Origin of the sequence: Salinivibrio siamensis, assembly GCF_001996005.1 — a bacterium.
Classification (GTDB): Bacteria; Pseudomonadota; Gammaproteobacteria; order Enterobacterales; family Vibrionaceae; genus Salinivibrio; species Salinivibrio siamensis.
The window spans coordinates 40,444-54,437 of record NZ_MUFB01000022.1 but is presented as its reverse complement, the minus strand read 5'-3'; the positions used below and the strand labels follow the sequence as shown (position 1 = coordinate 54,437).

The 13,994-nt window shown below is 46.5% G+C and carries 16 protein-coding genes; 10 read left to right on the top strand and 6 right to left on the bottom strand.

What is annotated here, in order from left to right:
- Positions 1-384: IS110 family transposase (locus BZG73_RS11955; RefSeq protein ID WP_131826197.1), on the bottom strand; the 384-nt coding region annotated here is incomplete at its 3' end.
- 88 nt (positions 385-472) lie between these two features.
- Here BZG73_RS11955 and BZG73_RS11950 point away from each other — a divergent pair.
- From BZG73_RS11950 to BZG73_RS11920, 7 genes are all read left to right on the top strand, one after another.
- The gene (locus BZG73_RS11950) at positions 473-1,171 is read left to right on the top strand and encodes a hypothetical protein (RefSeq protein ID WP_077668413.1); all 699 of its coding nucleotides are present in this window, start codon (positions 473-475) and stop codon (positions 1,169-1,171) included.
- A gap of 123 nt (positions 1,172-1,294) precedes the next feature.
- Entirely contained in the window at positions 1,295-1,807 is a 513-nt protein-coding gene (locus BZG73_RS11945) for a methylated-DNA--[protein]-cysteine S-methyltransferase (protein WP_077668412.1), read from the top strand.
- A 17-nt stretch (positions 1,808-1,824) separates the two neighbouring features.
- Positions 1,825-2,043, top strand: a complete 219-nt coding sequence (locus BZG73_RS11940; RefSeq protein ID WP_077668411.1) for a DUF6500 family protein — start codon at positions 1,825-1,827, stop codon at positions 2,041-2,043.
- A gap of 173 nt (positions 2,044-2,216) precedes the next feature.
- Positions 2,217-3,569: a molecular chaperone gene (yegD, locus tag BZG73_RS11935; RefSeq protein ID WP_077668410.1), complete on the top strand. Its 1,353-nt coding sequence runs from the start codon at positions 2,217-2,219 to the stop codon at positions 3,567-3,569.
- A 294-nt stretch (positions 3,570-3,863) separates the two neighbouring features.
- Positions 3,864-5,249: a DUF3137 domain-containing protein gene (locus BZG73_RS11930; protein ID WP_077668409.1), complete on the top strand. Its 1,386-nt coding sequence runs from the start codon at positions 3,864-3,866 to the stop codon at positions 5,247-5,249.
- A gap of 7 nt (positions 5,250-5,256) precedes the next feature.
- The gene (locus BZG73_RS11925; RefSeq protein WP_077639256.1) at positions 5,257-5,829 is read left to right on the top strand and encodes a LemA family protein; all 573 of its coding nucleotides are present in this window, start codon (positions 5,257-5,259) and stop codon (positions 5,827-5,829) included.
- 74 nt (positions 5,830-5,903) lie between these two features.
- Positions 5,904-6,776 carry an AraC family transcriptional regulator gene (locus BZG73_RS11920; protein ID WP_046073031.1) on the top strand — a complete coding sequence of 291 codons (873 nt, stop codon included), beginning with the start codon at positions 5,904-5,906 and terminating at the stop codon, positions 6,774-6,776.
- Here the strand turns inward: BZG73_RS11920 and BZG73_RS11915 are convergent.
- From BZG73_RS11915 to BZG73_RS11895, 5 genes are all read right to left on the bottom strand, one after another.
- Positions 6,738-7,331 carry a LysE family translocator gene (locus BZG73_RS11915; protein WP_046073032.1) on the bottom strand — a complete coding sequence of 198 codons (594 nt, stop codon included), beginning with the start codon at positions 7,329-7,331 and terminating at the stop codon, positions 6,738-6,740. The genes BZG73_RS11920 and BZG73_RS11915 overlap by 39 nt on opposite strands.
- 200 nt (positions 7,332-7,531) lie before the next feature.
- Complete coding sequence (locus BZG73_RS11910; protein ID WP_077668408.1) at positions 7,532-9,313, bottom strand: putative bifunctional diguanylate cyclase/phosphodiesterase; 1,782 nt, start codon at positions 9,311-9,313, stop codon at positions 7,532-7,534.
- 2 nt (positions 9,314-9,315) lie between these two features.
- The gene (locus tag BZG73_RS11905; protein WP_077579016.1) at positions 9,316-9,693 is read right to left on the bottom strand and encodes a PleD family two-component system response regulator; all 378 of its coding nucleotides are present in this window, start codon (positions 9,691-9,693) and stop codon (positions 9,316-9,318) included.
- A gap of 16 nt (positions 9,694-9,709) precedes the next feature.
- Positions 9,710-11,089 (bottom strand): ATPase domain-containing protein, encoded by a 1,380-nt coding sequence (locus tag BZG73_RS11900; RefSeq protein ID WP_077668407.1) that lies wholly within the window; start codon positions 11,087-11,089, stop codon positions 9,710-9,712.
- Positions 11,090-11,348: 259 nt separating this feature from the next.
- A complete protein-coding gene (locus BZG73_RS11895) occupies positions 11,349-11,732 on the bottom strand; it encodes a hypothetical protein (protein ID WP_077579018.1) in 384 nt (127 codons plus the stop codon).
- A gap of 240 nt (positions 11,733-11,972) precedes the next feature.
- Between BZG73_RS11895 and BZG73_RS11890 the strand changes: the two genes are divergently transcribed.
- The 3 genes from BZG73_RS11890 to BZG73_RS11880 are packed head-to-tail and all read left to right on the top strand — an operon-like array spanning position 11,973 to position 13,945.
- Positions 11,973-12,734, top strand: a complete 762-nt coding sequence (locus tag BZG73_RS11890; protein ID WP_077668406.1) for an N-acetyltransferase — start codon at positions 11,973-11,975, stop codon at positions 12,732-12,734.
- 31 nt (positions 12,735-12,765) lie between these two features.
- Positions 12,766-13,344: a DJ-1/PfpI family protein gene (locus BZG73_RS11885; protein ID WP_077668405.1), complete on the top strand. Its 579-nt coding sequence runs from the start codon at positions 12,766-12,768 to the stop codon at positions 13,342-13,344.
- A gap of 58 nt (positions 13,345-13,402) precedes the next feature.
- Positions 13,403-13,945 (top strand): GNAT family N-acetyltransferase, encoded by a 543-nt coding sequence (locus tag BZG73_RS11880; RefSeq protein ID WP_077668404.1) that lies wholly within the window; start codon positions 13,403-13,405, stop codon positions 13,943-13,945.
- The last annotated feature ends 49 nt before the right edge of the window (positions 13,946-13,994 follow it).

The window sequence follows — 13,994 nt, the reverse complement described above, 5'->3', positions numbered from 1 at the left end:
ATGCTCACGTACACGATGAGTCGCGAGAATCGCTTGGCGTTCGGGTGACTTAACAGGAATGAACCGGCTGTTTGGACGCTGAACAGCGTCACAAATGGCAACGGCATCGTTCAGGTCATTTTTTCCTTTTGTGCGATAAGGACCGACGTACTTTGCGGCCATGATACGGGTATCGTGACCGAGCTTGTTGAATTCTCTGGCCCAATAATGTGCCCCACTACAGGCCTCAATACCTATGCACATTGTAGGCATATTTGCTAATGTAGCCAGTAGTTTAGCGCGTGAAACAGATTTATGGATAATGACTTTTCCGTGGTCATCCACCGCGTGAAGAGAAAAGTGGTGCTTGGCGAGATCAACGCCACAAAAGAATTGAGTAGGCATGGTTACCTCCGGTATTAAAGGCCGCACCTAAGTGTGGCAGATCTTCAAGAGGGGGAATCCATGTCATTCGTTATGTTCTAGGAGTAAGTTGTTGATTTATTTGTGTGCTATTTTTGTTTTGGCTTTGTCTATACCAGTATCACTGTATATGAGCCAATTTGGGCTGGGGTTGTGGGATGATCATACAAAATGGGCTGAAATGGGAAGCTTTTTCGGTGGTGTTTTGGGACCAGTAGTTACTATTATTTCTGTTGGCTTTTTATATGTTCAACTGAAAGCTCATCAAAAACAACAGCAATATACATTCGATACATTGAAACTACAGAAAATTGAATCAGATATTTCATTTTTTGCATCTGTAGTTAAGTCGGAACTTGAGCGTGAAATAGAAACGATGGATAGTAAAACCCTACAGAGTGTTTTAAGTCATCATGCTGCAGAATTTTGCTCTGTTCATACCTATTATCAAGGTGATGAAGATCCGAACTTGATCGTCAAAGAATTTGGTCGACGTTCGTTTGACTTTCTTATCTGCTATGAAAGTCTATTTGCTTCTTGGTCTGCAATAAATGCCCATCTACATTCTCTAAAGACTATTGATGACTCTTTAGGTATGGATAACTATAAATCACAACGTGCGCGAGTCTTTACTATATTGGATAGCTATATTTGCTCTCATTTAGATACTATCGTAATGACCTTAGAGCAAGATTTTAAGCCTCACTTCCGGCCGTCATTTGAAGAGTCTCGTGAAAAAGTACAAACATCAATTGAGAAACGAACATAACAAAGCGTTTAAGACGGGTTCTGGACTTGAACCGTTTTACTGGACACGGCACAGAGGTTATCAAAAGTAGGTTATTGTTCATTCTTACGTATTTAATGGATGAATCATTTATAAGAGAACACAATGAACACAATAAATATCCAGTATTATAAACATCCTTATGCCGAATTTATCCTTGGTTCGTATCAAGGTAAGCTTTGCTTGTGTGACTTCCGATATCGCAAGATGAGAAGTGCTGTTGATGAGCGCATTAAACGGATTCTTAACGCTGATTTTGTAGAAAAGAGCGATGATGTTTTAGCGGCTACTCAAGCTCAACTCGAGGAATATTTTTTGGGTGAGCGAAAAACTTTCGATTTGCCTTTACTTTTGGCGGGTACCGATTTCCAACGGTCGGTATGGAATGCATTAAGCAACATTCAATACGGTGACAGGGTGACGTATCAAGAGTTGGCAGTATCGATTGGTAATGAAGCCGCAGTACGTGCGGTTGGCAATGCTAACGGGGCAAATGGGTTGGCGATTATTATTCCTTGTCATAGGGTTATCGGCACCCAAGGGGAGCTCATTGGCTATGGTGGCGGTTTGTCACTGAAAAAGCGTCTTTTAGAATTAGAGCAGAACTTATTCATTTAAGGATAAAGTAGGGGCGTATGAGAGCGGAGCTGAGAGCGAAAATCCTGGCGGTATGTGATCAAAAAATCAAAGCGAAAGGTGAGAATGTCGGTGTGTCATTTTATGCGTTCTTCAAAAATAAAAATGACGATCCCGAGCAGTTGATGGAAGCTGCAACCTGGTGGATACAGACCCATCAGTTAGATCATTTTGTTAAGGCACGAGTTATCAAAGAGATGATCAAAAATAATTTATGACGGCTGCAAAAATCATGGCCTATTTTGCCGACAAGGTGTAATTCAGGTTCACAAGGATGGTACTGGGTAGCGGCACAGGCCCAGATAGTCGGACTGGCTTCGTCGCACTGATGTTAGAAATCCCGCGACGGTTGAGGTAGCATTGCCGACTTTTTCTGCGGTGAGAGGCATTTATGTATATCGGCTTTGACTATGGTACAGCAAATTGCTCGGTGGCGAAGATTGAAAACGGTCAGCCGACGCTATTGCGTCTAGAAGGGGACAGCACGTTTATTCCTTCCTCCCTTGCCGCACCTACGCGCGAATCAGTGTCTGAGTATCTGTTTCGTCATCGGGGCATCAAGCCGTTAGATACGATTGGCGAGCAGATGTTGCGCCGCGCCATTCATGTAAACCGTGAGGAAAGCATTGAACTTGAGGCGGAGGACATGGCGTTTGGTCAAGCGGCGCTCGATCGCTATCTCGATGATCCGCGCGATATGTACTACGTGAAATCGCCTAAATCTTTCCTTGGTGCGTCAGGTTTACGTGATGCTCAGCTTCGGTTTTTTGAAGACCTCGTATGCGCAATGATGGATAACATCAAAACGCAAGCCGAACACCAAACCCAACAGAGTATTCATGATGCGGTGATTGGTCGGCCGATCAACTTTCAAGGCCGTGGGGGCGAGACGGCAAACCGCCAAGCCGAAGCTATTTTGCTCAATGCGGCTAAGCGGGCGGGCTTTAAACAGATTGAATTTCAGTTTGAACCGGTTGCTGCTGGTCTGGACTATGAAGCCACATTGAGCGAAGACAAAATTGTTCTGGTGGTCGATATCGGTGGGGGGACCACAGACTGTTCGTTGATTGAGATGGGGCCATCATGGCGCGGTAGTAGCGATCGTAGTGCAAGTTTATTAGCGCACAAAGGCCAGCGTATTGGCGGCAATGACTTAGATATTGCGTTGGCATTCAAACAAATGATGTTCCCGTTTGGGATGGGTAGCAAAATGGAGTCTGGCATTGAGATGCCGATTACGCAGTTTTCCAACCCCATCGCGATTAACAACGTACAAGCGCAAAACGATTTCTATGCGTTTGAAAATTTGGCGGTGCTCAAAGGGCTGCACAAGCAAGCGCAAGAGCCACATAAACTGGCCCGTTTGCTTGAGGTGTATCACGAGTCACTGGGTTACAATATTGTCCGTCGTGCGGAAGAGGCAAAGATTGCGTTGTCGGATCATGCCGCTTACCGAGCGGGTATTAAGCTGTTCTCCGAGCGCGTGGACGTTGATGTAACGCGCGATAACATGATTGATGCGATTGAGGCGCCCAAACGTAAGATGATCGCCTTAGTTCACGATGTGGTCGCGCAGGCTGGTGTAAAGCCTGACGTGATTTTTATGACGGGCGGCTCGGCACGCTCGCCCTTTTTACGTGAGGCTGTACAAGCAGAGCTGCCGCACATTCCTGTGGTGAGTGGCGACTACTTTGGCTCAGTCACCGCAGGCTTAGCGCGTTGGGCGGAAGTTTGCTTCAAGTAACTGTGCTTTAATGCGCCAGCTTAGCTCTTGTCGGTTGCTCACTAATACATACTGCATTGGTTAGATGTGTTGTGACATCCTTTTCCCTCTACGGATGTGATTGCTCTCGGGTATCAGATCCGTGCCCGTATTGACATGCGACCAGTACGCTAATTTCTCGTGATCTTTCTCCAAAGTGTTGCACGCTTTAGCAGGCAGTCAGTTGCTTCATGGCTAGAAACGATATTAACTACAGCCTGCTCAAATCTAATCGGCATATATGATGGTCACGTTAGTCGTCCAAGAGGAAATCGGATGCGCCACAATAGGAAAGTTTCGGAGAATATCAAAGAGCTCGAAGCAGAGCTAAACGCTGCTAAGAGCCAGGAAGACTTAGTTACATTTATTCGTAAGGTAGAAAGTCACCCTGGACCGCTTGATTATGATGATCGGCCCATTCGTGTTTTTCTCGGTGCCTGGGTATTGCTGCTTATCTATACGATATTTTTATTTGGGGCGCCCGCTCCTTTTAAGTTAGTCTTTGACCTTCCATATATTGACGATGTTTTGCAGACTGTCGTTTTCTATAGCTCTGCATGGGTGCCTGCCACTATTAATTGTTATTTGGCTAAGCGTCTGGATAAGTGGACTTGTAAAGAGTTCGGGCTCGATAAACTGTTGCCTAACCCTGATCATCGCTTTGCTTTTGCCTTTTTAGCTACCTTCATTTCTATGAGCATTTCATCGAAATTACAAACCGCCTATTGGAACTTCATGTCTTTTATTGGTTCCTCGTTTTCCTCTTACCGAACCAGTGGCGAACTTGTTGGCTTCTTTTTATTCTGTGCTGGGGTTATCTTATTTTACTGGCTCTTTTTAAGAAGGCGGCCGAACTGGCGTCGTTATATGTCAGAGCATATTATGTCTATGGGCACGTTGTTCGATAATAACTTAAAAGATCTCAGAAGAGCTTGCGGTATCCGTTATGAGCAAGTGGCTTCTCAATTTGCAGAGTTTGACCGAGGTAACGATTATCGCGGCCTAGACAGCTTGTACCAAGGACATTACAAAGGGGAGGTACACGAGTTTGATTATCAAGTTTATCGCTTTGTGTATGTGATTAGAAAGTCAGAGACGCGCAACGATTCTAGTGGTAATACTACCTCTCGGGACGCTCGCTGCTCTTACTACCGCTATGGTTTGTTAGTGCCATTTCCTTTTGCTGAGGACGTGACTATTAGCAGTGACGGTGCAGTTTCAGGTGGAGGTGGAGAATACAAAACGGCTTCTCCGGCTTTTAACCGTCAGTTTATAATTAACGCTAACGATGAATTGAGTGCAGCTCGGTTTTTGTCGCCCGCAATGGTTGAGACATTGAGTGATCTCAACGATATAGTCGAAAAGCCTGTGTTGGCTGTGAGTAATGACAACGAGCTTTGTCTGGCTTTTGACGATGGCGACATTCTTAAAACGGAGTGGCAATACGACCTAGAAAACCCCGGGGCATTTGCTGATGAAATCACCGCTCATGCTAACCTTGAAAAACTGAATAGCCTGTTAGCGATCATTCACGAGACGATGAAACTAACGGACAGCAACTTTAGTGGTGAAACGACCCATTTTTTCCCAGATTACAATGTAAGAGAAGTGTCGTTTGACGATCTTGATGAAATAGAAAAGCTAACAACAATGRTAAGGTAAATGATAAATGGGTACCATTATACTCCTAATACTATTCACATTAATCCTACTAGCTATTTGGGCTATTAGGATTAACAACACTATTATCAGTAATTATAATGGGGTTGAACGAGCGTGGGCGTCGGTGCTGACTCAGGAGCGACAGAAGAATAAAATTATTCCCTATGTGGAACAGTTGGTAGAAGACTACAAACTACATGAGACTTCTTTGTTTACTGAGATTACGAAGTTGCGAACATCACTCGATCAGCTTTCTGACGCTCAAGTAGATACCGAGCTTTTAGAGGAGGCCGAAAAGCAGACCAGTAATTTTTTATCAGGGTTACGCGTAACGGTCGAGGCATATCCGGAGCTGAAGGCCTCTGATGCATATTTAAAATTGATGGATGAGATTTCAGAGCAGCAAGAACAAGTGGGTGCGGCACTTCGTATTTTTAATCAAAATGTGGAAAGCTTTAATACAAGTATTCAAGTCTTTCCCAACTCTTTGGTAAACAAGTGGGTGAATAACAAGCAGGCTATTACGGTATTTTATGATAGCGAGGCCTCAGCAGGGTTTGAATATAAGCCTAACTTTTGACGGCTCGTGTCTTTTTTTTCTCTTGCCTGTGTGGTTAAGGCACAATCAGAGATTATTTGATCAGGACGTTATCCATGGAGCAAAACGCGCGTATCGGGCCACCAGATCAACCGCTTTTTTGGCGTGATGGGCGTATGCCATATGTTGAGCTTCGTGTGGTCCAGGATGGTCGTAAAGTGTGTTATGCGCCGCATAGCCATGTTGAGTGGTCAATGGGTGCGATCATTAATGGGGAAAGCACATTTGCCTACCGTGATGACGCATATCGGGTGAATGCTGGCACCTTGGTGTTGATGAACCCACATTGGGTCCATGCATGCAATCCAATTGATAATCAACCCTGGGCATACACGATGCTCTATGTGGATAAAGATTGGTTAACGCAGCTGCGCTATGAGGCGGGTCTGCTTGAAGCTCCGCTTTGGCAAGACATAATGACAGCCACAATTAAAGACGAGAAATGGTATGTCGGCTATTGCGACATGGCGGCATGCTTACTCGACAGCACGCGAACGTTGCTTGAAAAACAATCAATTTTGGTAGAATTTCTCACCAACATCATGACCTTGTTTTCCGGTCAGCTCAATCTATCTCGAGAAACACCAGCCCCTTTGCAAAAGGTAGCGGATTATCTGAGGGCTCAGGCTTGTGAGGATGTATCACTCGATAGCCTGTGTAATTTGGCCGGATATAGCCCTGGCCACCTTATCCGGTCTTTTAAAAAGCAGTTTGGTCTGACCCCACACGCTTACCTACTTAATTGCCGAGTTCAGCAGGGTCAGAGAGCACTAAAACGAGGTGAATCAATCGCAGATACTGCGGTTGATGTGGGTTTTTCGGATCAATCACACTTTCAGCGGACATTTAAAAAGCTATTGGCTGCGACGCCAAATCAATATCGACGGTCACTAGTCCATCACGATAAAGACACAGCTAGCAGCAATTAAAATGGATAGTGTTCGGTTGAGGGCGACGATCACTTTCGGTTGACGGGTGTATCTTCGCAGTGTGGCGCCAGCGTAAACCCAACAGCCCAGAGAAAGCCAACATATCGGCATATACAGTGAGGCAAAAATAACCAGTTCGATAAGGTTTTCGCTGTTGGTATACGCGCTAATACCAGACACCGAGGCGAGCCAGGCTTTTGGGTTAAGCCACTGCATAGCGGCGCCAGTCATAAAACTGGGTGCTTCCGGGGCCTCATCTGTGCCTAGCTCTCCGCTATCCAAGAATAATCGAAGACTTAGATAGAGTAAGAATAGGATACCTGCCCAGCTCAATAATTGTTTAAAGCCAGAAAAAACAGAGAGAAATGAGTATAGGCCAAGCCCTATAGCGAGAAATAAGGAAATGAATCCCAGTGTTGCGCCAGTTGCAAAGACTAAGCCTTTAGGTAGGGAGTAGCGCGTACCGCTACTCAAACAAACCAAGTTCACGGGGCCTGGAGAGATAGAAGCCGCGAGCGCAAATGCCATCATGGGTACAACTAAAATATCTGCCATTGTTACAGTCCTTTGGGTATAAACATCGCCCAAAAGTGTGTAGCAAAACGGGCTGGTAGGTATTGAACAAAATTGCTTTCCTATCATTAATACACGTTAAACCAATGGCGGATGTGATCGCTCCCTAAACCTAAAAAGGCTTGCTGAGGCGTTGTTATTGAGAGCGTGCTGATTTTCAAGAGCCGTTGCTGTTGTTTCAACTAAGATATTTGGCTTTGCCGTTGTTCTATTGGCTTAACGTTGGTTTGTTGTTGTAGCCACGCTATTAGCTGCTCTTCCGGCATGGGCTTGGCGTAATAAAAGCCTTGGGCAATGTTAACGCCTAACTTTTTCAAATAACTGGCTTGATCCGCGGTTTCAACACCTTCGGCAACGGTTTGTAGTTTGAATGTTTTGGCCAGCCAAATAATGCTTTCAGTGATCGCGATATCATTTTCGCTGGTTAAGATGCTGTTGATGAATGAGCGATCGATTTTAAGCGTAGAAATTGGCAACGTGTGCAGGTAACTCAACGAGGAGTAGCCCGTACCAAAGTCGTCGACAGCAATACTGAGCCCACGCTTACGTAGTTGGCTGAGTTTCTCAAGGTTCTTTGATTTAGAATGAAAGAACACGCCTTCTGTGATTTCTAGTTCTAAATTGGGAGGAGGGATGTGATTCTTCTTTAAAATATCATCAATAAAGCTAACAAAGTCATCCTCTTCCACATCGCATGCCGTCACATTAACCGCCACGCGCTCAATGCATAATGCCTGCTCTTGCCAGCGTGCCATGGTTTCACATGCCTGAATGATCACCCATCTGTCAATTTGTGTAATGAGCCCCGTTTTTTCTGCTATTGGAATAAAGTCACCCGGTGAGACGAGGTTACCATTCGGTAACCGCCATCGCACCAAGGCCTCGACACTGATCACTTTACCCGTTGCAAAGTCTATTTGCGGTTGGTACCAAAGCTCAAATTGCTGTTTGGTGATGGCTTGTCGTAGCAATGTCTCAGTCCGAATATAGCGCAGCGCATCCTGTTGAAGTCGCTTTGAATAGAAGTGAGGGGTGTTGGGGGCCTTAGTGTTGATCGCGTTAATAGCTGCATCCAGTATACGGCGAGTATTGACAGCATCATCGGGGTAATGACTCACGCCGATAGCGATATCAAGATGAATCAGGTCATGCTCAATGCTAACAGGGACACTAAGGGCACTGATCAGTTGTTGGCAGACAGATAAAGTGTGATTCAAGCTGTTTTGGCCGGGTGGGTTAACCAAGCACCAAGTATCCGTCGTGAGGCGAAAGAGCTTATCATTATCGGTAATCGCGCTGACGGCTCGTTGAGAGCATATCACCGCCGCTTGATCGAGCCCGGAATGGCCGAATGACTTAAAAACCTGATCGAGATTAATGGAAAAAACAATCACGTAAACAGGTTGATTTAATACTGACGCCGAGAGGATGGTGTCGGTGACATGCTCTATACACCGCTGCTCGTTGGGGAGACCGGTCACCCTGTCATGGGTAGCAAGATAATAAAGCTTATCGCGTTGGCTAATAGCTAAAAAACGTGCTCTAAGCAGCATCACAACGCGTTCCATAAACTCTACTTTATCAACGGGCATGGTAATAAATTCATCCACCAGTGCCAGGTAAGGGCGAAGTTTGTGTTTGAGGTCGCGCTTAGAGAGCATGAGCATCACAGGTAAAAGTGTGGGCTCGCATCGGGTCTTTTTGTCTTGCAATGCGTCTTTATACTGCTCGAGAGAGGGGATATCGATGATCGCAAGGTCAAACTCGATATTGTCTATATCACTTGGATTTTCATAAATTCGGAAGTCGCTGCTCAGTTGTTCGCGCAGTAGTGCCAAGTTGTTGGGGTTATGGATAGCCAATAAAACGTTGGCACCCTGAATACGCTGTAATCCATCGTCTTTGCGTTCTGCTTTTTGCTCGGGGTTTACCATTATTGGTAAGGTTCTAACCGTACTGGTCATCGTTACTCCTCACCCGTGAAACCAGCAACGAGCTGCATCAAGGCCTTTTTGGCGACGGGTTTTTGCATGATACTAACTGCGCCATATTGGGAGGCTTGGCTGGCACTTGTCAGCATTTTCTGTGGTGAGAGAACAATAAACGCGGTGTTCATCTGTTGTAGCTTTTCGCATAATCGCCACACGTTGGCGCCAAATCCGCTGGTGTCGACCAGGGCAAGCTTTTTACCGCCAATCGCCGCTGCAGCCTGCATATCGGCTTCGCTATTCAAAGGTCGACAATGATAACCAGCCTCTTCAAGAGAGTCGGCCAACACTTTTCGGTTACCCGATGATTTCACGCACAAAAAAACCGTTAATGACGCCGCGTTTTTATTCGTCACCTCGCTTACCTCTTTTTCAAACAGCTACGGCTTGCACTTTATCGGGGCCGATCAGGTACTGATGAGGCTTGCGATCAAAATCACTCAATCGTTTCTTCATCACCGAAATCTGTGAATGCGTGGTATCGTCCGCATAGTAAGACAGGGAAATAATCGTATCCGACAAGTAGCTGATGCCTTTTTCAGAAATGCTGTCTTCGCCGTAAAGCGCAAATGTCTCGTTCACCAGGATCACCGAGACATTGATTCTCGATAAACCTTTTGCGAGGGCATGCAAACGGTTTTGAATCGATTCCTCGCGCAAGGTCAGTTTAAAACCGGCTGTGCTATCAAGCACCACCAGGCGAGTGTTATTTTGAACAACATCCTTGTACACCTTGGCTGCAAACTCATCGGCTAAATATTGCAAAGGCTCGATCTGTTCGATGGTTAAACATCCTGCCTCCGCTTGGTGTTGCAGTGTGATGTTGAGTTGTCGTGCCCGGTGAAGGTATGAGGAGATTTCTTCCTCGAATAGGTAGATATTTACGTGACCTAGACTATGGCTATATTGCTCGGCAATACAGCTGCTTAAGGTCGACTTTCCAATGCCAGATGGGCCGGTGATCATCGTCACTGTCCCCATCTCTAGTCCACCGCCAAGCAGATTGTCGATAGATGCAATGCCCGTCGAGATGGGTTCAAATCGTCCTGGTACCAGTTCTTCGTTAGGAGGAAGTGGCCGTGGGAACACTTCAACCCCGTGAGCGCCATTGCGCATCTGATGACAGCCCTTCAAAAAATCAGACCCACGGAATTTTTCTACACAGAGTTCTTGCCCCATCGGGGTTTGACTCAGTGAGATCACGCCATCGGATAAAAAGCGTAAGTCGTCATCGGGCGAGGAGTCACTGTGTTCTGACGTGAACAAAACGGTGGCGCCACGTTCGGTGAGATAATGGATAAACGACAGTACCTCTTTACGATACTGAAAAACATCTGCGGTGAGAAAGCGCAAGTGGGTAAAGGAGTCGACAAAGACTCGAGTCGGTTTGAGTGTTTCCACCGTTTCRACGATGGCTTTGGTGACAGGCTCATGCTCTACGTCGTTGGAGGCGAATATGTCATAAGATTCGTTCTCCTTAAAAAACGTTTCGTCTGGCGCCAAGCTAAGAAAGGTGATGTTCGCAACGTCAATACCAATCGCTGTCGCGTTGGTTTTGAGCTGATCCTCTGCCTCTTGAAAGCCAATAAACAAACTCTCGCCTTCTCGTGACGCCGTAGAGAGAAACTGTAAGCCTGTGGTTGTTTTACCTAAACCTGGCCCACCTCTCACCAATACCGCCGTTGAGGGGAGGAAGCCGCCATTCAAGACTTGATCCAGTCCAGGAATCCCTGAGGAGACTCTCTCTTTCATGTTGCTTCCCCCTATTATGCTTATTCGTATTAGGCCTAGCCTACCCAAAAGCACCTATAAAGATGCTTTTTGGGCATTACCGTCTAAAAAGGTAGTAGAGGTAAGAGCAACTGTCATGGCGGCTGTAAGAAAAAGCAGCATTTACGCCTCAAAACGCCTAGAATGCAGTACGCTGTGCGTTTGCTGCCGCAACATCTGTGGTGCAATGGAGAATCATCATTAATAGGAACCCATTTTCGCGAACACTTCCGTATTTTGATTAGAAATCATGCACCAAGGTGGGGGTATTGGCGCGAAATAGCTTGGTCAAAACAGATTTATATTGCCAACCGAGTGTGAGCAATCGCCTCGCTAGGCAAAGGTTTTGGATGGTGGCGACTTCAATGCCGCGGTAGTGATGCGGATGCGCTTGAATATAGTCGATAAACGCCGTCAGTACCCCTTGGCCGCGCACGCTGGGGGCAAATTGTAGCGAAACAATCGAGAATCGCTGACTACCGATCGGGCAGTGAACCAGGCAATAGCCGAGTGGGTGCTTGATAGCGGTGGAGAGCTCTGGAAAAGCGCGCGTTTGGTGACGTTGGGCTAATCGGTCATAGCCTTGGCATAGGTGGTCAAGTAATTGCCGAGCGTTATCATCCATCGATGTGTCTCTGGAGAGGCCGAAACGTAGCCACCATATTAGGGACTTTATATTTTCGAAAAACAGAAAGGTCCAAGCCACGTATTTGCCTCTTTTTCTCGCGTTTTACAGAGATAAAAAGCAAGCTTGGCGATTAGGCTGCCATAAAATTGATGGCTTTGTGACCAAGGTGGAGTCATCACCTATGCGGTTACGGTAGGTTAAAAGGTATACCATCAATACACCTGTGTGGAGGTGAATATGGCCTACCTAACTTTAACCCCAGAAACCTTGGATGATGCGCATATCTGCTGTGCGTTCTCGGACAAAAAGTGCCAAGCCAGCTATCAGGCGAAAAAGCAGTGGCTAAAGCAGGAGCATCAGCACGGATACCGCTTTCGCCGTTTGGATGAACGCGCCAAAGTCTTTATCGAATATGGCCCAGCAGAGACCGCTTGGCAGCCCATACAAGCGGATGGTTATCTGGCATTGGGTTGCTTTTGGGTCTCTGGGAAATACAAAGGACATGGACACGGCAAGCAACTGCTAGCTAACGCCATTGAAGCGGCTAAGCAGCAAAACAAGCAAGGCCTAGTCGCTGTGGTCGGTAAAAAGAAATACCACTTTATGAGCGATACAAAATGGTTAAAAGGCCAAGGCTTCAACGTGGCGGATGAAGCCCCTAATGGCTTTGTGCTGTTGTATTATCCGTTGCATGACACGGCTGAAATACCGCAGTTTCGGGCATCCGTTCATACCGCCAAGGTATCAACCGAAGGGTGTGTGGCGTATTACTCCCATCGTTGTCCTTATGCGGAATACCATGTGCTGAACTCGTTACAACAGAGCTGTGCGCAGCGCGGTATCCCGCTTGAAGTACATCATTTAGAGACATTGAGCCAAGCACAAGCATGTCCTTCACCGGCCACCATTTTCAGTTTGTATTATCAGGGCGAGTTTATCACTACCGATATCAGTGCCTGTATGGAGAGCCGCTTTGATAAGTTTATTCCTCATCATTAACCCAACACTTACACGGATGTAATGACAAACGATGAATATTGGTATTTATGTGTATGAGCACGCAGAGGTGCTCGATTTTGCCGGACCTTTTGAAGTATTTAGCACCGCAAAACGTTTGGGCGCGGACAGTTGGCAGGTTGGACTGATTGCTGAACAAGACACACCGTTGCTGGCGCGCGGCGGCTTGCGTGTCGTGCCGGATTATCATCTCGCCAACCATCCCACGCTGGATGTGCTGCTGGTTGTGGGCGGCGTTCACCATGAGCAAGTCACTAACCCGTCGGTGATCGATTGGGTGAAGCAACAAGATGCGATCACTCAATGCACGGCCTCTGTCTGTACGGGGGCGTTCATACTCGCAGAGGCCGGATTACTCGATGGTCGAAAGGTGATCACGCATTGGGAAGATATGGACGACCTCAGCCGTGCTTATCCGCCATTAAGCGTGGTATCAGGTAAGCGCTGGGTGAGGGATGGAAAATATCTCACCTCCGCAGGTATTTCTGCGGGCATTGATATGAGTTTGCAGCTGGTGGCTGATCTGCACAGCGAAGATTTAGCCTTGCGCGTTGCCAAGCAAATGGATTACCACTGGCAGCGAAACGAGTAGTATGCAGTTTGGATAAGGTACGTAGCGACTGTATGCGCTGATAGAGTAGGAATTGAGCATGTTCCCAGCCACATGGCGCTCTAAGCGTTTGTGTTTTAGTCCGTTTGAATATTGCGATGCAAAGCGTGTCAAAGCGATGTTTGAGCAAAATCAGCATCTGCAATATCAAGATCCCACGTTTAAACCTTGGTCGTTATCCACCTACCAATCATTGATTGCCGACAGTGCGGAGAAAAAAGCGCCTGATGTGGAAGAGGCGTTTTATCTTCGTCGTATTCAGACCCATGACGGTAAAGATATCGGCTATTTGCAAATCTCGCTCAATGCACCTGACACACAGAGTGTTTGGCTGCCCATGCTCACTATTTCTCCAAGATATCAAAAACATGGCTATGGCAGCGAAGCGGTTGCGAGCGTGATTGAAACCGTGCAAGCTTATGGGGACTATCGACGCATGGGGGTGAATGTTTATGCCGAAAACATTCGCGCGTTTCGATTCTGGTATCAGCAAGGGTTTTGTCGTATTACCCATTTTGAACCCGAGCAAGACGAGGGGCGTGATTATCACTGTGTGGTGCTCTATCGAGACCTTATGTCGTGAACAGCGCATGTCTTTTCGGGAATCGACAAGATTACGTCGCTTAAGCCAT